At 33.9% G+C, this 23,233-nt stretch carries 10 protein-coding genes; 6 read left to right on the top strand and 4 right to left on the bottom strand.

Annotation, left to right across the window (positions count from 1 at the left end; genetic code table 11):
* Positions 1–487: 487 nt before the first annotated feature.
* Positions 488–1,696, top strand: coding sequence for a hypothetical protein (locus UABHE_RS15060; protein WP_372371158.1), 1,209 nt, complete (start codon positions 488–490; stop codon positions 1,694–1,696).
* 130 nt (positions 1,697–1,826) lie between these two features.
* Here UABHE_RS15060 and UABHE_RS15055 read toward each other — a convergent pair whose 3' ends face one another.
* The 4 genes from UABHE_RS15055 to UABHE_RS15040 all read right to left on the bottom strand — a co-directional run bounded on the left by UABHE_RS15055 (position 1,827) and on the right by UABHE_RS15040 (position 9,353).
* Entirely contained in the window at positions 1,827–2,591 is a 765-nt protein-coding gene (locus UABHE_RS15055) for a zinc-ribbon domain-containing protein (protein WP_372371157.1), read from the bottom strand.
* A 109-nt stretch (positions 2,592–2,700) separates the two neighbouring features.
* Positions 2,701–4,257 (bottom strand): long-chain fatty acid--CoA ligase, encoded by a 1,557-nt coding sequence (locus UABHE_RS15050; protein WP_372371156.1) that lies wholly within the window; start codon positions 4,255–4,257, stop codon positions 2,701–2,703.
* A 25-nt stretch (positions 4,258–4,282) separates the two neighbouring features.
* On the bottom strand, positions 4,283–5,677 hold the full coding sequence (locus UABHE_RS15045; protein ID WP_372371155.1) for a M64 family metallopeptidase: 1,395 nt from the start codon (positions 5,675–5,677) through the stop codon (positions 4,283–4,285).
* Positions 5,678–5,792: 115 nt separating this feature from the next.
* Positions 5,793–9,353, bottom strand: a complete 3,561-nt coding sequence (locus tag UABHE_RS15040; protein ID WP_372371154.1) for a leucine-rich repeat domain-containing protein — start codon at positions 9,351–9,353, stop codon at positions 5,793–5,795.
* Positions 9,354–9,792: 439 nt separating this feature from the next.
* On the opposite strand from UABHE_RS15040, the gene UABHE_RS15035 reads away from it, so the two are divergent.
* The 5 genes from UABHE_RS15035 to UABHE_RS15015 all read left to right on the top strand — a co-directional run bounded on the left by UABHE_RS15035 (position 9,793) and on the right by UABHE_RS15015 (position 23,233).
* Positions 9,793–18,354 carry a hypothetical protein gene (locus UABHE_RS15035; RefSeq protein ID WP_372371153.1) on the top strand — a complete coding sequence of 2,854 codons (8,562 nt, stop codon included), beginning with the start codon at positions 9,793–9,795 and terminating at the stop codon, positions 18,352–18,354.
* 426 nt (positions 18,355–18,780) lie between these two features.
* Positions 18,781–19,344: a response regulator gene (locus UABHE_RS15030; protein ID WP_372371152.1), complete on the top strand. Its 564-nt coding sequence runs from the start codon at positions 18,781–18,783 to the stop codon at positions 19,342–19,344.
* A 552-nt stretch (positions 19,345–19,896) separates the two neighbouring features.
* The gene (locus UABHE_RS15025; RefSeq protein WP_372371151.1) at positions 19,897–20,169 is read left to right on the top strand and encodes a hypothetical protein; all 273 of its coding nucleotides are present in this window, start codon (positions 19,897–19,899) and stop codon (positions 20,167–20,169) included.
* Positions 20,170–20,334: 165 nt separating this feature from the next.
* A complete protein-coding gene (locus tag UABHE_RS15020; RefSeq protein WP_372371150.1) occupies positions 20,335–21,846 on the top strand; it encodes a DUF2868 domain-containing protein in 1,512 nt (503 codons plus the stop codon).
* Positions 21,839–23,233, top strand: coding sequence for a DUF3482 domain-containing protein (locus UABHE_RS15015; RefSeq protein WP_372371149.1), 1,395 nt, complete (start codon positions 21,839–21,841; stop codon positions 23,231–23,233). The genes UABHE_RS15020 and UABHE_RS15015 overlap by 8 nt, the downstream gene beginning before the upstream one ends.

Below are 23,233 nucleotides of genomic sequence, written 5' to 3'. Positions count from 1 at the left end.
CAAATTTAAATTTAATAATAGCAATCTTTTTTTAATGTTTAATTTCGATCAAAAATTCAATTTATCAAGATTATATTACCATGATTGTGCACTTCTTTAAAAGAAGCGCACAATAATCAATACCATCCAGTAAGAAAAATAGAATTTACAATAGCTTAGGCCTGTCATCCATTAAAACATTATGTTGAAAAATTCGCGACTGTGATCGTGACCTTAACCGTAATTATAAACGTACAGCTACGATTTCTTTTTCAAGAAATATTTAAAATATTCGGTCACAGTCAGGCCAAGGCTACGGACTACGGCTATGATTACGATAGTTATTAATAGTTAATTGATCACACACTTCACTTAAAAGAAAATAAAATTACCATTCAGTAGCTATAATTTTGTCTTATTTTAATCGATAACAACGACTAGGTTGACATGTTTACAATCTGATTATATTCTACTCAAATAACATATTTAAAATCTCGGAGGTTAAACAATGCTCTTTTTTCAAAACCAAGTTAAAAGCATAGCTATTATTATTCTTCTTATTTCTTTTTTGTATGCAGATGAAGTAGTACTAAAAAACAAAAAGATTCATGTTGGGAAAATTATTTCGAAAACAAATAAAGTTATTATTATCAAAAACCAGGCAGGTCTTATTATCACCATAGATCGTAGAAATATAAAAAGAATCTTAAAAAGAAAAACACCACAACAAGAATTTAGAGAAAGATACAAGTCTATAGACAAAAACGATCAACAAGAATTGAAAAAATTAGCTCAGTGGGCAAGCAAACACAAATATTTATCTTCTGAGTACTCAAGTGTCATGACAAGAATTAAGACACTCAAATACAAAGCAGCAAAAGAAATCTTCAACAATAAGTATCATCAAATAGATCCTACAAACGAGCAGCAATTGAAAGAATTAGTACGATGGACTAGAAAACAAGATAACCTACCAAAGGAATACAAAAAAATATTATTCAAGTTCAATCAACTGCAATTCAAAAATTTAGAAACTACTGCAGGTAAGAATGTTGAAAAACTGTATGAGCTGTACGCTTGGAAAAAAAGACGCAACTACAGCGGTGCTTCAAAGGAAGAGATTTTATCAAAAGTTTTGGCTATTGACCCAGAACACACGATGGCAAGATATTCATTAAACCAAAGAAAATATAATGGAAAATGGTTACCAGAATATGAAGTAAAAGAACTTAAAAAACGAGATTTTAGTGTCAAGATGAGAGAAAAAGGATTTATTTTCTATAAAAATGAGTGGATGAAAGCAGATGAAATCGATTTTATCGCAGAAGTAGACGCTTTGAAAAACAAATTATCTATAGAAGAAGAAAAAAACACTCAACTACAAACAGAAAAAATAGACTTATCGGACAAAATAAGCAAACAAGAGTCAACAATACAACAGTTATCTTTACAAGTTGAAAATAAAAACCAAGAACATCAAAAACAAATAAACAATATCCAACAAGAAAAACAGGATTTACAAAATAGCTTAGTATCTATAGAAGAAGAAAAAAACACACTACTAAACAACCTACAAAGAGATATTTCGAATATAGAAACACAGATAAAAAAAATAAAAAAAGAAATTCTTAATTTAGAGATAAGTCAATCCATCAAAAATCGTATTAATCGCATTATTTCAAAAACTCTTAAAGACTTAAAACGTTTACCTAAATAAAATCTACTCTTCTGTGCAACGCTTAGATAGTTTCAATCCCATCGAATTAAAATGATAATTATTCTTATTTTAATTCGATGGAGCGATTGTAGTTTATAGAGATTTTAATATACCGACTACCATCAAACATCTAATAACAATAAGTACAAGGTACCTTCCCGCCGCTACAGTTATAACACCTTTCAAAGCGGCTTCCATTACAAACATCGCACTGTTTTTTCCCTGCTCCACGGCAATCATCGCAAAATCCTGAAGCAGTTCCAATCGTTATGCGTCCACTTCCTCTGCATTTTGAACACCTTAGATTACCTTTCCCGCGGCAAGTTGAACACGGAACTCCTCCTTGCCCTCCATATTTTTTACAAACAGGGCATTGCATTTTCTTACTATTGCCACACACAGAACACTTCTTTTTACTTTTATTTGGCGAAGTTATTTTTGGTTCTTGCGTTTTAGCAGGAGGAATATCATTATGGTTCTGCATTTGACTTTCTGTTTGTACTTGATTATCTTCTTTTGCAAAATAATCCCAAACGTCTACAAACCACAAACCATTGACACCAACAATACTAGTAATGAGTAGTAAAAACTTATTCTCAGTAAGCCAGCTTAAAAATCCCATTGGATGGCCACAACTAGGACACACTCTCGCAGAGGGAGAAACCTTATGGCTACACTTACTACATATACGTAAACTAGATTTTTTTGGTGTTGTAGGTTTCTTTGTTGTAGGTTTCTTTTTGGTTTGGCTACTGATTTTCTTTTTGTTTACTGATGTATTTTTTTTTGTAGCACTAGTTTTTCTCATATTTTTATTTGCAGCAACTGGTTTTTTTGCAGCTGTTTTTTTGGAAGATACTTTGCGAATATTTTTATTGTTTGTTGGTTTTTTCATATTTCTACTTTCAGATATAAAGCCTATTAGAAAACTGTTGCTACTGCAAAACAGCTTTCTAACAAGTCTAAAGCATGGCCACAAAAGCCGACCATTGCAACGATTCTACTTATTTATCTCGTAGTTCGCGCTTAAGCACTTTACCAGTTGCATTCATTGGAAGATCACTACAAGTTTCAATAATACGCGGATACTTATAGGCAGCCATTTTTTCTTTACACCAAAGAACGAGTTCGTCATTTGTAACATTAGCGCCTTCGTGTAATACAGTAAATGCTTTTACTTCTTCTCCGTGCTGTTCGTGAGGAACACCTATAACCGCCACCAAAGAAACCGCAGGATGTTGTAAAAGTACTTCCTCTATTTCTCTTGGGTACACATTAAACCCACCGCGAACAATCATATCTTTCAAACGATCAACTACATAAAAATAACCATCTTCATCTACTTTCCCCATATCACCAGAGTGGAACCATCCGCCGCGCATCGCTTTTTCCGTTTCGTGGTCGCGACGATAATAACCTTTCATGATATTATGGCCACGAATGACAATCTCTCCGACCTCATTCACAGGAACTTCTTCATCATCTTCGTTGAATATTTTCATCTCAACGCCCCATACTGGCTCACCGATAGAACCAACTTTCAATGGACGATTTTGATGATGAAAACTAGCCACAGGACTTGTTTCAGAAAGACCATAACCCTCTAGTATGTCGACATCGAAAACTTCTTTAAATTTTTGATGTATTTCAACAGGAAGCGCTGCACCACCAGAAGCACATATTTTCATATTGCTTTTTATTTCTTGAAGCTGCTCTGCTGGGATTTTTCCTGCCGTATTAAGTAAAGCCCAGTACATAGTAGGAACGCCAGCAAAAATATTGACTTTATGCTTATACATAAGATCCAATGAAATCTGCGGATCAAAACGCGGTAACATCACAAGTTCTGCACCGCGATAAATAGTTGCATTCATCCCAACAACTTGACCAAACGAATGAAACAGAGGTAAAACCATCATAAATACATCTTCGTGGGCAGTAGCATTCGCTACGAGGTCGCGACTAATTTGAGTATTCATAAAAATATTAAAATGAGTTAACTCTGCACCTTTAGGCTGTCCTGTTGTTCCCGATGTATAAAGAATTACCGCTGTATCACTTGTTTCTGTACAAATGATTTCTTTTTTGCTTTCGCTAGTCGCAAATACCTCTCCAATAGTAGTAGCTCCTTCTATCGGAGAAGAGGCAGTTGGGTCAGCTGTCATAAGAACAAAAGTACGACATAAAGTATTTTGCGCACCTTCCCAAGCCATTTTTCCCATAGGTAACTCTGCAGTTCCTTCAAAAGCAAAGTAAGCTTTTGCTTCACTATCATTCAACAAGTATTCTATTTCTGGAGCTTTAAGCAATACGTTATGTGGCACTACCACAGCCCCGGCTTGCAAAATTCCATAATACACAATCGGAAAGTAAGGAACATTAGGGCATGAAAGAGCGACTTTGTCGCCTTTTTTTATACCATGCTTCTCTAAAAAAAATGCTACTTTACCAGAAAGTTCGCTAAGATATTTATAAGTATATTTTTGTTCGCCAAAACGAACCGCCACTTTATCGGGGTAACGCATAGTTGAAGTATGTAGTAGATGAGCAATATTTAACAAGGTAATTCCTTTCGTATGATTATCTCTATTCGCAACATTTTTGTGTGTTATTGAAACTAAAAGACTTAGTTTCTAAACCTAGATCAAAACGAATTCGTTGAGTAATAGAAAAGCGACATATCTCGCAAAAAGTATTTCCACTATCCATAATACATTTAAAACCCGGTTTATAACTTTTATCAAACGGTGGGGTTTGTGCATAACCACCACGGTATGCTCCATAAGAATCTTTGCCATTCCAATAGCTTTTCGGAGTGGGAATAGGTATTCCTTTTGTGGTAAATCGCTTCCACTTTACTTCATCTTTATTATTTAGAAAAGTAATGTTAGGAGACCACGGTTCGCGTATTCCCGGCGCAAAAGCTAGTTCTGTTTTTCCACCACTGTCATACTCTTCGTTCAAACCAAAATAATGTCCAAATTCGTGGAGAAGTAAATAAGTAAAACTGCTACTTCGCGCAGGTATTGCAGTGTGTTCTTTAAAATTACCAACCCCCCAATAGCTACTACTATCAACAAGCACAATAGGATAATCATAAGGAATTAAACCTATATTTTCGCGAAAACGCTTTTCTCGCGTTGGATATATAACATGATACCAACGGCCAAAATCGTCCCAATATGGATAGTATAAACCAAGAAAAGAATCTCTTTCTGGCACTGGGAAACCTAATTTTTTTGCACTACCTAGTTTTTGTTGAGAAACAGCAAAAACTCCGCGAAATTCCAAGTGATCAATCATCGGAAAATTGTTACTTGCTAAACGATCTGCTACTTTGGGAGCGTCTTGCCAAAAGGCACTTCTGCCGTTAGCGTTGTAACCTTCAGCATAAATATTTACAATAAGCTTTGGAGATTTGTTGGCCGCTTTAATCAAACGAACTTCTATATCATTAAAACCGATATTACTTCTTAAATGAGTAAGAGCTTGAGGGTCAATAGTATGTGTTAGTACATGTTCCATTGTTCCTGTTTGCGGGTTTTCTGCAATCATTTGAAATTCGACCACGCTACTCGGTATAGGAAAACGAAAAGTCAAAGAGCGCGAAAGCTTACGATATTCTTGTCCTGTTCCCAAAGAATTATAGTACAAAATATTGTTATTCGTATCGACAAGTTGACCACGATAGCTTCCGAACGTATCAAGATTTTTGGTACGCTTTAGTAATCCTGTGGTACCTGATTTCTCAATGACTGCATAGGCAAAACGATAACTATCCGTTTTCTCTATCCACTCGACCTCTACGCGCACAATTTCTTTAGCATCATCAAAAATTTGCTGTTTAGTCATCACAGGAAGCGATGCAAACAAAACACCATTCTTCAGATCCCGGGGATTTTTGCGTACTTTTTCTTCTGGACATGGATCGCAAATAATAGTGCTAATAATAAGAGCAACAAATAATATATATTTGAACATGTGACCTCCTAAACAAAAATTTGGTTAGGGACGCGCCCTAAATTAGTTATATTTAAATTTTAATCTTTTGTGAAGAATTACGCAACTTTGTTTTTTTAACCTGTTACCAAGCTATCTACTTTAATTCGTAATAACTCAGTTCAAGATCTTTCTTAAGCTCATCCCAATTGCTATATGTAGAACCAAGGTAAGAAATCATTTTATTGATAATTGCCTGTAAGGAACAAGGAATACTTTCATCGGACAACAGTTTCTTTTTATGATAGAGACTTTTCATCTGAAGCAACTCTTCTTTATCATATGGATACTCTTTACTCACCATATGATACATGGCAACTCCCAAAGAATAGATTTGCGCAGCGATACTGTACTCAGGAGTGATAATCTCTTGTGGTAAACGATAATAAATTTCATTTTCAGTATTTAAATTACAAGCTTTTTCTAAGGAAAGGAGAGAAGACGTTTCTTGATTTTTGTTTCCAATTTGTTCAAAAATTGTAGGTAAATGCAAAAGAATTCTTCCCTTGTGATCAACAATAATCATTTTTTCATTGAGTAGTGGCATCAATTTTGATCTCGCCAATTTTTCTAAAAACTCAATAATTTCAAGTGCAAAGTAAATAATTTTACAAGGTGACAATTGCGATTTTTTTTCACATTCTTCAAGAGTATCGTAATATATATATGGGAAAACGACATAGCTTCCTTTTTGCGTAGATAGATGTTGTATTTGAAGGTCAAACTGTGCTAGATCATTAGCAGGCAAATCAAGTTCATTTTCAAAAAACGCTATTTGACAAAGCTGACCGCTTTCACTATCAACAGCAACATATAACTCATAACCAGAGCTTATAGCATCTACCTTTAATAAGCAAAAATTTTGTAAAAAATTTTGTGGATATTTGGCTTTAATATCATCAATCACTTCTTTTTCATTTGCGTAACGATCTTCTGGTTTTCTGGCAAGCATCTTATGTACAACATCACATACTGGATGCGAATCTAAAGACGGATTATCCGTAACAACATTCACATATTTTTCACTCATTATTTCCAAAATCAGTTGAAATAACCGTTCTTCCTTAAATGGATATTTTCCTGTAAGAAAAAAATAAAATACAATTCCCAAACTGTATATGGAACTCTGCTGATTAACATCACCACTAGAATAAATTTCAGGGGAAAAAAAGTAGTATTTATCATCCTTTATATCTCCTACTTGCTCAAGATCCCTTTGAACAGGGTACTTAGACTTTATTGTTGTCATCCCAACCAAATGAATAAAGTGATGATACAAATAAATATTATTTAGTGTAATCAGCTCAACTCGAACAGATAGCTTACTTAACTGCGTAAGAAGTTGCACAATCCAATAAATACTTTCTTCCAATGAAAATTCGTAACTGTTTGAGTGAGATTTTAAAGATATTCCTTTAAGAAATATTGTTTTAAAATAAACTTGTTCTTGAAACTTATCAAAAGCATATATCTTTGCTGATGAAGACCCCTTAGTATCACAAATTCTTTTGACATCTCTTTTCAACATTGAAATAAATTTTTCATCAAATGACAATGAAGCATTGAAAATTTCCAAATGGCAAAAGTCATACCCATCATAAGCAACAAAACTTTTAGATAAAGAAGATTCCTCAGGATAAGGTAATAATAATGCGTAATGAGAAAAGTTCTTTTTAATCTCAAAACGCCTTTTTTCCTTAACAAAATGTAACTTGCCATTTTTAACGACTACTGTATCTTTAGGTAAATGGTCAAATGAGTCAGGCATTTCTTGCAGTTCGTTATCATGCCACACATAAGCTTTTTCTTCGTATTTTTCTACATGAGCATAAGAAACACATTCTTCAATTGCTAATTGAAAAACATGAGTTGAAGTTTGTAAAACAAATGGATTTTTGGGTAGTGGTTTATCGAAAGTATTCCATTTTAATTTGTCGTATTTCACTTTATCCAGTAACTGTAAAGGAATATCTAAAATAAGATTACCTCTAACATCTACTTCACACATATTAAGTTCGACAAGAGATGGTGGTAACTTTTGCAACAAATTATTACGCAATTCTAATCGATTCAATTGCCATAGTTTTTTTGTACAAGGAATTTCAGAAAGCTGATTATTATTAACCAGCAACTCTTTTAAAGAACCATTCTCAAAAATTCGCTTTGGTAAAGTAGCTAACTTATTATCCGATAAATTTAATTTTTGCATTTTCGAACATAAAATTTCTTGAGATATATTCTCAATATTATTATTTGCTATATTGAGAGAGGTCATGTGCGGAAAATCTATTGTTATTTGTGTGAGTTTATTATTTGCCAAATCGAGTCGGTGCAATTGCTGAATACTTTGTTCTGGTATTTCGCATATTTCATTGCTTGCGAGATTTAACACCTGAAGTTCTACTAGTTCAGTAATCTCTTCTGGAATTTTTGTAAGCTTATTATTACCAAGGTTGAGTTTTTTAAGCTTTCTTAATCGCGCAATAGAAGTGGGCAAAGAAGTAATATTATTATTATGTAAATATAGTTGTTCCAAGTTTTTCAACGCGCCAATATTTTCAGGTAAAGAGCTAATTTTATTATGGGATAAATCTAGATGAGTAAGATTACGTAAATGCACTAATTCTTCAGGGATATTAGAGATAAAATTATTATGAAGTTTCAATCGCGACAAAGAAGTAAAGGTAATTTCTGCTGGTATAGACTCGATGCGGTTACTACTAACATCGAGCATGGTCAATAAATGTAATTTCCTTATATCTTTAGGAATTTCTTTTAAACGATTACTATTAATATAAAGTTCGCTAAGATTCTCTAACTCCCCAATGCTAAATATCGTTTTGAGCCTAGTATTAGAAAGATCTAAAGAATTTAAATTTTCAAGTAATAACAAACTTTCCGGTATTTGCCCAAAAGAATTGTTTGCAGCTAATAATTTTCGAACACTATTCAACTCAGTGTTATGAAACACTTCTTGCGGAATACTAGATAAATTCCTATTTGAGATATCAATTAATTTTTGTTTTTCTGGTGTAGAATTCGTTAAAAAAGCGCTTGGGGTTTGTGCTGCCACGGATAAAGAAGAAGGAATAGCTTCTATAGAATTTTTTAATATGCCGTTCTTTTTCTTCTGATCTGGACGAATAAATTCGATATCTAAACCGACGATATTATCTATAGCTTTCAACGAAAGCCCTTGCAACAACACATAATCATGTTTACCTTTAACAATAAAAAGCTCTGTTCTTCCCAAACAATAATGAATAAGCCAAGCCCCCAAGAGTCCAGGAAATAAGCGTTCATAGTAGGCAACCAAAACGCCAAAAACAATTGCAGCGCAAAAGTTCCAGAACATTGAATTGCGTATCGCACGTTGAGAAATATAGAATTCGACATCCACAGGCAAACGATATCTAATACAAAATCGATAAAAAACATAAAGAGACGCATAAAAAATAAGCGCATAGTTAATCAAAAAAAGAGAGATCGTAGAAATCGATAAGAGAATTACTTGTAAAGGAGAAAAAAAACGTTGTACGATCGTAGTTTGAATACTTGCACCATCAACAGGTTCTCCAGTAATAATACACACATTAGGAAGAGTTAACTCTCCTCTAACTCCTAAGTACCGATTTGCCTTTTTGTATTTACTGAGCATTCTAGAGAAATCTCCTGGAAAAGTGAAAGGTAGTGTCTTTATTTTATATCAGAATATTAGAGCGCAAACTTTTTCGCAAGAATTTAATTTGATAATCAGGTCATGTTGCATCTGGTTATAATACCTTACCAGATATAATAAGGGCTTTGGGCAATTTTGTTTGACGAATAATCAAAAAAAATATACACTCTTATGGCGTATATCAACTTAAGTGATCTAAAAAATCATTTATTGAGAGTTTGTTACAAACTCATACAAAAACTCAAAAGTACTTTTGAATAAGAAAAAGATCCCAAAACTGTTTCATCCTAATAATTATTAAACTAATAGCTATTGAGATTTTTTTAAAGACGAAGAAAAAGGTATCAACTTTGTAACAAACTCTAAAGCCTATTAATGGCCTAACAAAATTTATGGTGCCAAATCCTAGGAGAGCATTATGATTAGAGGCGAAGAATTAGAAAAAACTTGGACAGAGTTCCAAAGTTCTCCGCAAAATGAAGAGCAATTTGCTGTACTAAAAGAATCATTCTTGGCAACAGGGAGCTGGAAAAAACTCGTAGAGCTTTGTTCTTTGCATATTGACTTTGTTGAAAAAAGTCAACCAGAAGCAGCGGCCAAGTTGTATGGAGAAAAAGCTAGCATTGAAGAAAAATATTTATCTCGAACGCAAGATGCTTTCGCCTCTTACCAAAAATCATATGCATTACAAAAACAAAATAATCCTTATTTATCTAGCTTTATTCTCTTATGCAAAAGTACAAAAAATTGGGACATGCTATGCCAAATTTGGGAAACTCAATTAAAAAGTAGTAAGTCTGACAATGACAAAGTAAACTTGCTCCAACAACTAGCAACCTGCCATCTACAAGAAAAAAACGATAGAAATAAAGCAAAAGAAATATTTTTAAGTATTGTAAATCAATTTCCTGAAAACGACGGGGCTTTTGAAAAACTAGAGCTTTTGTATTTAGAAGATGATGATTACGACAAACTAATATCCATTTACCGTAGCCAAATCGAAAACAGTAGCGATTCTTCTATAAAAATAAAACGACTACAACAAGTAGCAAGCATGTGCGAACAACTTCAAAAAACGGAAGAAGCAGCTCAATTCTATCATGAAATACTAAAATTAGATAAACAGCAGGATTATGCGCTAAATGCTTTGGAAAATATATATACCGAAAACCAAGATTGGCAATCAGTGCTAAGTATCATGCACAAAAAGTTAAGTACCTTAGAACCACCAAACTCTTACGATTACTTAGTATCAATGGCTGATATCGCAGAAAACAAACTAAGCGACAATAAGGAGTGCATTTCTTTTTTGGAACAAGCTTCTCCGAAGGAAGATTTAAATATTTTCATTCGCCTAGAAAAGCACTATAGTGCCTTAGAAAATTGGCAAAAACTTGTGCACATTTACCAAAAACAAATAGAGCTTGTAAGCGAAAGAAAAAAGAAGCGCGATCTTTATTTTGCTCTCGCAAAGTTATATGAAGAAAATATCCAAAGTAAAAACGACGCAGCCTCTTCTTTATACAAAGCGCTAGATGACTTTCCAAAAGATAAAGAAATATTGCAACGTTTAAAAACTTTAATGGTAGATGACGAAGAAGGACTACTTGAGATATACCGATTAGAGATAAATTGGCTACAAGATCCAGTCAAAAAAATAAATCTGTTACTACAAACGGGCGAAATTTTACAAAAAAAAGAGCGCTGGAATAAAGCGATAGAAACCTATGAGAATATATTACAACTAGACGATGAAAACCTCCGTGCGTACGAAGAGCTGCAAAAAATTTCGAGCCAAGAAGACCAAAAAGAAAAACTATTACAAGTTCTCGTAAAAAAAAGTAAGCTAGTGCGCGGAGAAGAACGAGTAGATGCATACAGCGAAATAGCTGAACTATGTACTTTATTACGTAAAGAAGATGAAGCAATTGTTTATTATCAAAAGATAAAGCAATTACAACCGAATAATCGCAAAGTTTTATATTTACTTGCCGACTACTATCGCGAAAAACAAGAATACAAGCAACTAGTCACTGTTTTACAACAAATAGTCAATGTTGATAAATCCATGTATGAACATGGTTACATGGAAATGGCTGATATATACGCTAATCATTTAGAAAATCCTGACATTGCTTGTAAAAGCTATGAAAAAATCATTCAATCAATACCAGATAATTTAGAGGCCTATCGAAAACTCTGTACTCTATACAAACAAAATGGTAAAAGAGCAGAATACCTACAAATTACTGCAAAATTGGCTTCCATTACACCCAAATTTCCTGAAAAATTGGATTTACTATTTTCACTATGCGAATTTTACGAAGAACATGATCTTGTCTCTAAACAAGAAGAACAACTCAAAAACGTTCTAGAGGTTGAAAGTCATAACAAAAAAGCGATCCAATCTTTAAAAGAACTCTACGAGAAAAAGCAAGACTGGAAAAAATTAATAGCTATACTCCAAAAACAAGCACAAATGTGTAATGATATCAACAAAGCTGTGGAGATTTTTTATACAATCGCTACTTATTACCAAGAAAAATTACGCGATCCAGATCAAGCAGTTTTTTACCTGGAAAAAATAAAAGCACTACAACCAGATCATATTGACGTTTTACGCAAATTAGAAGTACTTTATACACAACTAGCGGCTTTTGATAAACTCGTAAAAATACTCCAGCAAAATTCCTACTTAGCAACAGATTCCTCGCAACGCGTAAACTATATTTTCATGTCTGCAATGATCCTCGAAGAAAAATTAGAGCAACCCAAACGAGCCATTACTGCTTACGAAAATGTCATACTAAATGATCCCTACCATGCAAATGCTTTGGTAAGATTAAAAAAATTATATAAACGCGTTAATGATACGAAAAAAATCGAAGCGATATACGAAAAACTGGGCGTGGTAACTACCGACCCAAACAAATTAATAGAGTTATACCTTGATGCCGCACAAATATGCGCAAATAAAGCTTTATATTATCAAAAAATAGTCGATATTGACGACAAGAATAAAGAAGCTCTTGAACAACTCGCTTCATTTTATAAAGAAGATAAAAACTGGGAAAAGCTTATTGATATTCGCAAAAAACAGCTAGAGATATGCAATGATAAGCAAAAGATTGTTGAATATCATCTCGATTTGGCAAATATTTACAACAAGCATCTTGAAGCTCCGCAACATGCAGCAGAACACTACGAAAGAATACTACAAACCGACAATAAAAATGAAGCTGCCATTTCTTCTTTGCTAAGCATTTACTACGACAATTGGGACAAATTACTCAATATATTACAATTAGAACTGCGTATCTCCCCAAATGAGCGTCGCCGCATATTAATGCAGACAGCTCAAATATATCACAAAAGAACTCTACAATTGCCAGAAGCCATAAAAACTTATAACGATATTTTGGCTTTAGACGAAAACGACAAGCAAATACTACAGGTCTTACGTAATTTATATTGCGATGTCGAAGAATATCCTAAAGCGCTGCAAATAATAAATAGAGAGTTACAGCTAGATATTGATCCACAATTAAAAGTTGAATTACTACTCAAAAAAGCGGATTTAGCACTACACTACATCAATCAACCAGCAATAACAGCAACAACACTTGAAGAGCTTCTGCAAATAGATCCGATGAACAACACAGCTTTCTACAGGTTAGAGTCTTTATATCACAAACGAGAAGAGTATGACAAACTTCTTTCTATCTTACAAATGCGCTGTGAAGTGGATGAGAAGCAGCAACTGTCTCTTAAACTAAGCCAAGCATATATCTGCGAAAAAATCGAAAAATGGGATGTGGCCATTACCACGTACAAAGAGATCCTTCAGTTAGATAGTAAATATGAAGAGGCCAAAAAAGCGCTTATTTCAATACTACGCACGCAAAAAAAATGGGAACAATTAGTTGAGTTTTTTGAAGAAGAACTTCAAAAAACAACAGACTACAAAGAAATGATACATCTATACAATAATCTCGGGAATATTTGGGCAGAACAATTAAATAAGACAGACGAAGCTCTTGAAATGTATCTACAAGTATTAGAACTAGACTCTTCTAATTTACTAGCTGTTCGAGGCCTACAAACAATTTACGCCTTGCAAAAAAATCCTGAACAATTACTAAAAATGTATTTACGCGAGTTAGAAATAGAAAGCATCGAACGCGAAAGAAAAATTTGGTTGTATTTAATGTGCGGCGACATGTACGAATACACTCTACAAGATTGGGACCAAGCACACGAAAGCTACATTAAAGTTCTATACAATGATCTAGACCCAAATAACCTAATAGCACTGCGCGGCCTACAACGCGTTTATCGTTTTCAAAAGAAGTTTAGTGAATTACAAGTAATGCTTATTCGCGAATTTGAAATTCAAAAAGAAGATGCACGTGCTTTACAATTACACCTAGAAATTGCAAAACTAAAAGAACGGCACTTAGAAGATTTCGAGGGAAGTATAGAGTTCTATCGAGTAGTCCATAGTGCTTGGCCAAATGATATATTTGTTATCAATAGCCTAGAATCTCTTTTGCATCACCAAAAAATGTGGGGCGAATATGTAGCAATCCTTGAGAAAAAAATAGCATTGACCAAGCGCTACAAAAATGTATTAGAAGTCCACGAAAATGCCATGAGGACATATGGTAATTACTTACGCTTGTGGCCAAAAGCTATAGAGCACGGTCTCGAAATCCTTGAAATAGATGATGGACATTTAGCAACAATTCAGTATTTGCAAAAAATATACAAAAAAATAGAAGAAGAAGAGTCTTTTGCACAAATGTGTGTTAAAGAAGCAAATTTAATTTACAACGTCGGTGATGGCAAACGAATTTGCGGTCTATACCTTGAAGCAGGAAAAATTTATACCTTACTTGCCCAAAATGAAGATGCTATATTTTGCTTTGATCAAATTTTAAAAGTCAATCCATCTCACTCTAAAGCTTTGACAAACTTAATTCAAATTTACGGACAAATGGGGAACTGGGAGCGTTTAATAGAAGTTTACGAATGGACAGCAAAAGTTTCCGTACACGAAGAAGAAATAATCAACTTGCACTTAAAAATGGCATATACTTGGGAGGATAAATTACAAGACAACTCACAAGCATTACCTCACTACCAATACGCTTATAGTAAAGATCCAACCAATTTAGCAGTAGTCAAAGGACTGCGTACACTATATGAAAAAATGAAAAGATGGCCTGAGGCAGCAACGATGTTAGTCGAAGAAAGCCAAATCGAGGCCGAAGAAAAGAAAGCGAAAATATTCTTTCGTTTAGGAGAAATTTGGGAAAAGAAACTAAATTCACCTGTACAGGCTCGGGATAACTACTTGAAAGTAATCGAATATGGTTTTCATCGTAAAACAGGACAAGCACTCGTTCAAATCCAAGAAAAATTAAACGACTACGAGGGAATGACAAAAATTCTAGAGGAAGACGCTCGTAAATGTGAGCCACAAGAAAGATTGGAAAAATACCTGCAGTTAGGAAAAATTTATTGGTATAAACTTCACAAAGCCGACGAAGCTATCCGCACCTACTCTAAAATTCTAAAAGTAGACCCACAGCATCCTGAAACCCTTACGGTTATGGCAGAAATATCAAAATACCGTCGCGATTGGAAAATGTACATTGGAATATTAAACCGCCAAACCAGAAACACTGAAGATAGCGAAGAACTCTATTTATTATGTGTGCAGTTAGGAGATGTTTTTCATGAACACATGGGAGAAGGAAACCGCGCAATTGACTTTTATGAACAAGCACTTGTCTACAAAAACGAATTAGAAACAATACGCAAATTACAAAAGGTATACGAAGAGTGGGGATATTACAAAAAACTCATAGATTCAATTTTGTTAATTATTGATAATGTCCAAGCAAGTGAAAAAATCAATTTATATCACAAATTAGGCCATATCTATGGCAACCGCATTTTTGATGATAGTGCTGCTATAGACATCTACGAAAAAATACTCAACATAGAAGACGACATAGATGCCTGCTACGCCTTAGTTGATATTTATAAACGTCAATACATTTGGGATAAGCTAATTGAAATATTCGATAAATTAATCGCAGACGCCAAACTACGCATGAACACAGAAGAACAAATGCGAGTGCAACTAGACGCAGCCCGAACCTACTATTACTATTTAGAGGACTACGACAAGGCCTACTCTTTATTCAAAAGCTGTTTAGAAATATCCCCTACAGATGATGAAGCTTTCAATTTATTAGAGGAAATATTAGAAAAACGTCAGCAGCATACAGAGCTAGCACACTTACTAACGAATAAGATGAACATTACAGAAGAAGAAAGCCAAAAGATAACAATTCTTCACAAACTTGCAGATATTTTGCTTAATAAATTAGAGCAAAAAGAAAATGCTATTCGTTATTATAGTAAAATATTACAAATAGCTGCTGACGATTTACAAGCCATAAAAAAATTAGAAACACTATACCGTGAGCAACAAAACATTGATGCATTAATGGAAATATACAATTTAAAACTAGAGGCTGTTGAAGACCCGCTAGTAACATCAGAAACATACTACAAACTTGCACAAGTATACTTGGACAACTATCAGGATACAGAACAAGCAACTGCCCACTTGCGAATGGCATTAAACAAAGATCCAGGGCATGTAGAATCTATCAAACTGCTTGCAGACATTTTAGTTAGCGAGCAAAACTGGCAACAAGCCATCGATTATATACAAACTGCTTTGAGCACCACAAAAAACCCAGAAGAAAAATACTCTCTATTATTGAAAGTCGCAAGTATATACAAAACATCTATTGGTGACCTTAGCAAAGCTAAAGGCTACTATTTACAAGCTCTTGATATACAACCAAAAGCAGTAGAACCTTTAACTGAAGTAATTGCTGTTTATTCTGCAAACGAAAAGTGGAAAGAAGCTGAGATTCTTTTAGAACGTCTAGTTTCAGTCCTACCAGAAGATGAAACGGCAAAAATAGTGGAAGCCTATTATGATTGGGGATTTGCAGCGCAAAAGCAGAAAAAATTAGACCAAGCAGCAGGCTACTTTAAAAGCGCAGTAAAAAAGAATAGTGAGCACTTACCTTCCATATTAAGTTTAGCCAAAATCTATTTTAGTAAACAGTCTTTCCACGAATCTCTAGAGTATTATGAAAAAGCCTATGATCTAGAAAGCGAAGAAACCAATATCAATATCATTCATCAATCAGCGATTTTACATAAAGTTCTTGGAAACATAGACAAGGCAACTGAGTTTTACCAAATGCTTCTAGAAAGAAACTTTTCTCGTTTAGAAACACTAAAGTCACTAAGCACGTTACACATGATGAAAAAAGAATGGGATCGAGCCCTTTTATATCAGCAGCAAGTTGTTAATGATGCATCTGAAGGCGAAGAAGCCTTAGCTTATTTAGAAATGGGAGACATACATAAAGAACTGGACAACTTAGACAAAAGCATTGGTTATTATCTCAAGGCAATGGAAGCTGGTCAAAATAACATTGGTGTTAAGAAAAAACTTGTAGCGTTATACATTAAGAAAAAAGATTGGGAGTCTGCACGAAATTACAATGATTTATGTTTTGCAGAACTCGATTTATCAGAAGATAAAGAAGACAACCGCAATTTACACGCTCGCATTCTTATAGGGCTAAACCAAAAACGTGAAGCAGTACATTGTTACCAAGAAACGCTAAAAATCAATCCTCAATGTATAAAAGCAATAAAAGGCATTGCCAAAATTTACTTAGCAGAAGAAAACTGGACCTCTCTCTCAAATGCCTATCGCGAATTCTTAGTCAACCTACCACCAGAAAATAAAAAAATAGGTCTTCCTATTCATTTATCCTTAGGATTTCTATTCTTAGAGAAAATCGAAAAAGACGACTTAGCAATGGAACAATTCGAACAAGTACTACAGTTAGATCCAGACCACACAGAAGCGCTCATTGCTTTAACTAAAATAAAAACAAAAGAACCTAGTAGCCAAGAAGAAGCAATCAAAGGGCATTTTCGCATACTGAAAAAAGACCCTCTTCGCATTGATTCTTACCAAAGCTTGCATGATTTACTAGGAAAAGCTGACAAGAAAAGTCGCGCATTAAAATGCCACCGAGCACATCAATATTTAAACAATGAAAAAGTAGAACCATCAAGTCATCTTGTGCCTGTGAGTAATGACACTGTTGCAACATTAGTGATTCCACGTCCAATACAAGAAATACGAGAAGTTATCTCTCTTATCGATGACCATTGTGAAAAAATATACCAAACCAACATAGAAGAAAAATTTGACATTAAAAAACGCGAACATTTAGGAGCAGAGCGCGTTCAACGTCCTATTTGGTATCACACTCACAGTATTATGAAAGCGATGGGTATTTCTGATTTAAATATGTATATTACAGAAAAACATCGCAATAAAATATTCTTAGAGAATACAAACCCTCCAAGTTTAATCATATGTAAAAACTTGGTAGATAACTTAAGTGAACAATACCTGCGATTTCTAATAGCAAAATACTTATTCTATATATCACAAAAACAAATACTCGTACAAAAACTGGAGATGCACGAACTTCACGAACACTGGAAAATGATCCATGCATGTTTTGGAAAGAACATGTTTGATACAGCAGAATTCGATGCTAACCAAAAAAAATTACGTAACTTAATTCCGCGCAAAACAAGAAAAATATTGGAAAGCAAACAAGATTTCTGGCAAAACTTTGTCAATTATGATGTAGATCAGTATGTTAAATATATGGATTATGCATCTAATCGCTGTGCTTTTACAGTCATTGACTCTTTAGAAGTAGCAATTAACACTGTTTATTTTTGGGAAATGGGAGTGCATTTGAAGAATAAATTAGAAGAGCTTAGGGATATGGCCACAGTTCACGATTTATTACTTTACAATATTTCAGAATCATATGAGCAAGTCACTTAGTACACTGTTATATTGAAATTGTTCTAGAAAAGAGCCAAATTCTTTAAAAGTAAAAAAAAAAAAATTTTTTTAAATACTTTTGGTTTAATAATAGCTATTATATTACATATAGTCTTAATAATTATTAGAAAGTTCAACTAAATTTTAGAAATTAGTGGTTCTTTTCGTAAATTTTGATCAAGATTATAATAAAGTCTTTCAAGATCACAATCTTTGCCGAACCAAACACCTATCAAACAAAAGACTTGTTATGACGAAGTGGCCTAAACAATAAAGACCTAATAAATTTAATACAAAAGCAAAGTTATGATTTTGTAAATTAAACAACTAAGTAACTAGTGGTTATAAGCTTAATATAGGTTACTACTTTAAATTTGGGTGCACATTTTAAGCAAAAAAATTTGAATTTTTTGAGGTTTCAACAATATGCATGATAAAAAAGGTTTTACTACTGGTGAAGTAGCAGAACTCTGCCATGTCACAATTCCAACGGTTATAAAATGGATCGAATCTAGCGAATTAGAAGGTTTTAAAATACCAGGTTCTAAAAATCGCCGTATCACAAGAGAAAACTTAATTAAGTTTATGCAAAAGCATAATATTCCCACTGATCAACTCCAAAAAAGCCGCCCAAAAATATTAGCTGTTGATGACGAAGAGATTATACTAGAAGTTTTCCAGGGAATTTTTGAAGAAGACAGCTATGATATTCGTTGTGTATCTAGAGGATTTGATGCCGGCTTGGCAAAAGAATTCAAACCTGACGTAATCATACTTGATATTTGTTTGCCTGATATGGATGGAAACACCGTTTGCGAGTATGTACGCAATATGCCAGAAATGAAAAATGTTCGTATTTTGGGAATTTCAGGTAATATCACCAAGAAAGAACTCAATGAGCTTAAGAAGAAAAATTTTGATGATATTCTTGCAAAACCATTTGATAACGACCTACTTTTTGCCAAAGTAGAAAAGCTGCTTCGCAAATAAGTCGTTGTAAATAACAATTAGAGCGTACCTTTGTTTTGCAAGACAAAAGTACGCTCTAAATTTTATTCTGCAATGCAATAAATTACAATACCAAAACAAGCCAAAACACGAGACCCCAAGAGCACACCATCCACCCAAAACAACCATCATCAATTCTTGTAATATCCATTTCTCTCGCCGCAAGTTTACACTATTAAAAATATAGGACTGTATAAGTTGGTGTAAAATTTCTACACCTTCGCACAGGCAGTTTCTCCCATTTTTTTGCGCAGATCATCTTCCTTTAAAATATGTATAACATTCATTGCAAGTTCCTTATCATCTCCACGTTACCAATTTTTCAGTACCTGCAATTGGCATGCTATGTACAACTTGTAAAATATTTTTCATAACTACAATTCATATCTTATTTTAGGGAGTGTGCGAATTTTATCTTCTTTTATCAACAATATAAATTATCAAAGCTAATTTTTAAACAGATAATGATTCTTTTTCAGAGATTTGATATTATATTTTTTTACAAAAATCATAAAAAAAATGAAGGAGTTAATAGTGACAACACAAACAATGATAATTATTGGTGCTGTGGTGGCGGTTTTATTAATAGCACTTATTCTTTTAATGGTATGGGGACCAAGAGCCTTTAGAGAAGCGAAATATGACTTTATGCGCTTTGCTCTTTTGCTTAACAATTGCTGCTTACTAGCTGCATTAGTACATCTTGTATACTTGCATAAAGATTACTATGCCTTTGGCTATCTAGCGCCAATTTTAGCAAGCTATTCTTTATTTTTTAGCAAAAAATTCAAAAACCTAGACAAATAACAACCTAATCCAACAAAAGTAGCTCACGCTACTTTTGTCAGACCAATTAGTCACAAGAACAACTATTTTACGCCAGAAAAAAATTGACACATAAATGACTTTATAGATTTTATGTGTTTAGATAATCACAATCTCAAAATAACTTTAAACTTGCTTGGAATAACAATGTGGAAAATAAAAGATTTTGTCGACTTAGAATACTTTTTTTATCTCGATCGTGAAAAAGACCAAGAGCACCTCATTAAACGCGACCGCTTACTTTTCATCAATAAAATCTCCAACGAACATAAAGACAAACCTTCACAAATAAAAAAATGGGCGGAACTGCGACAGTCTGAAGAAGATGATCGCGAAGAGCTACCAGGAGAAATATACAACAATGGTTACCTATTACTAAAAAATATACTCATAGTCATTGGTATAGTTTCTGGTTTTACCATAACTAGCAGCTTTTTATGGTACGATGGCAAGACACCTATCAACGTCAGTTCTTTTTTCTTTGTACTTATTATTTTACAAATGTTACTACTTGTCTCATTACTTTTTGCAGTATTATTTCGTAGTAAATTACGATCTTTAACATTTCTTAGTCCTCTTGTTAAAAGGCTACTCAAAAAGCTCAGCATTTTTGTATTAAAAAATACCTATCAAAAACTGTCTAGTAAAAACACTAAAAATTTTGATAGTAAGATGGGATTTATAAAAGCACAAAAACTCATTTATGGTCACATATTTAAATGGCAAATATTCAACGCAACACAACTTTTCGCCATTTTCTTTAACCTCGCAATTCTTCTTACATTATTATTTAAAGTTTTTACTGCTGACCTAGCACTAGGATGGCAATCTACTGCCGAAATCCAAAACCAAACTCTGTACAAGACCGTAGAAGTCATCGCCACACCATGGTCATGGTTTATTACCGAAAATGCCTATCCTTCTCCAGAACAAATAGAAGGTAGTCGTATTATACTTAAAGATGGAATATATCACTTACAAAGCGAAGCTCTTACATCTTGGTGGCCATTTTTGTGTTTATCTATATTATTCTACGGGCTACTCCCGCGATTACTATTTTTTATCGTAGGTTACCTAGGACAACGCAGAGCTATCAATCACTTTCCTTTTAACAGCGCCAACTGCAACAGGCTATTACGTAGATTTGAAACTCAATATGTAGAAATTGATGATAGTTCAAGTACGATTATACAAAGCCAAGAAAAAGACGCACAAATTTCCGAAGGCAAAACAGCAAAAGTCACTTCCAGCGACAATTATCAAACTTTTGTATGGGAATCTATTGCCAAATTATACGCTGATAGTTATTTACAGCAACAAGTGCAACAAAAATTAACTTATGATATTAAACCCTACGAAATTGAAACTAGTCTTGACGGTGAAGATAAAGCTCTCGAATACTTAGAAAAAATATCTCCAGAAGGAACTGTTATCTTACAAGCCTCTTGGAAACCGCCTATTGGTGAAGCGATGGAATTCATTGAAGATATTCGCAACATTAGCAAACAAAAAGAAATCATTGTTGCTTTAATCGGCAAACCTAATAAAAACAAGCAAGAAAAAATAGACACTAAAGATTTCAAGATGTGGAATACTGCAGTTGCTAAATTGGGAGATCCATTTACAAGCGTGGTATGTTTAGGAGAAAAAAATGAATGATTCCCCTGTATTTATTGTTATGGGACAAAGTAATGAAGGAAAATCATCCATCGTTTCTACTTTGGTAGGGCACGATCAAATTGAAGTGGATCACAATGCAGGAACGACTAGAAAGCATCGCATTTTTCCTATTAAAATTGATGGCAAAAGAATCATGGACTTTATCGATACTCCTGGATTTGAACATCCAAAGAAAATTTTGAAATGGCTGAAAAAAAACGAAAACAATTACAGTAGTAGCAAGGAATTAATCACCGCTTTCTACGATATTCACAACAATAAGAAAAATCTAGAACTTGATTGCCAACTAATATTCCCAATCAAAAATTATGCTGAAGCATGTATACTCTATGTATTTGATGGTTCTCGTCCTGTTGATCAACAAGATATCTGGGCAATGGAGATTGTCAGTATGTCTGGCTGCGGAAGAATTGCTCTCATCAATTGTCGTAAAGACAACTACGATCATGTTGAAAAATGGAAAAATGAATGTAATAAGTATTTCAACAGTGTAAAAGATTTTAATGCCCACTATGCCAATTTTAAAGATCGTATCCGTCTTTTAACGACAATGGGAACTTTAGTAGATAACCTTGCAGATACCTTAGAGCTCGTTACTGAAAATCTAAAAAAACAACGCAATCGTCTCTACGAAGAAATAGTAGAACTCATCGAAGAAAAATTGCAAAAATCCATTCATTTTTCGGTAAAAGGCAACACTCTTGGCGATAAAAAACTTCTTAAACAAAAGCTCGTTATTTCTTATAAAAAAGGAATAGAAAAAATAGAAAACGAATTTCGCAAAGAAGTTCGTAAAGTCTATCGCCACCAAATATTCGACGTGGAAATTCCCCAAAAATCAATTATCAATGAAGAACTATTTTCCGAAGAAACATGGAGCGTTTTAGGGCTTACCAAAAGTCAGCTAACGTTAGCGGCTGCCGCAGGAGGAACAGGAATTGGTTTAGGCATTAGTGCACTACTTGCTCCTATTACCGGAGGTGCAAGTTTAGCAGTAGGTGGCCTTCTCGGCGCTGCAGCAGCCGTAACGGCTCACTTTAAAAGTGAAGAAATGTTTGATATTTACGATGGTAAACAACAACAAGTTACTATTACCAACAAAAAAATACAGTTCTACTATATACTTGTAGATCGCATGATTCTATATTATTCTTATATGGTCAACAGAGCACATGGAAAACGCGTAGACACAACAGTTAAAGTAGACAATGGGGAAAAACAAGGCTTTACTTCGCAGTGGACAGAACAAGAACAGGATAATTTTAAAACCTGGTTGGAAATCGTAATGCAAGGTAATAGATCAGAAATATCTCTTCAGGAAATTTTTGTTCCAATATTGAAAAAAATTGATGGCAAAGAGCAATAG

It is taken from the genome of Candidatus Uabimicrobium helgolandensis (genome assembly GCF_041508025.1).
GTDB classification, from domain to species: Bacteria; Planctomycetota; Uabimicrobiia; order Uabimicrobiales; family Uabimicrobiaceae; genus Uabimicrobium; species Uabimicrobium helgolandensis.
This window is presented reverse-complemented; position numbering and strand designations above follow the sequence as displayed.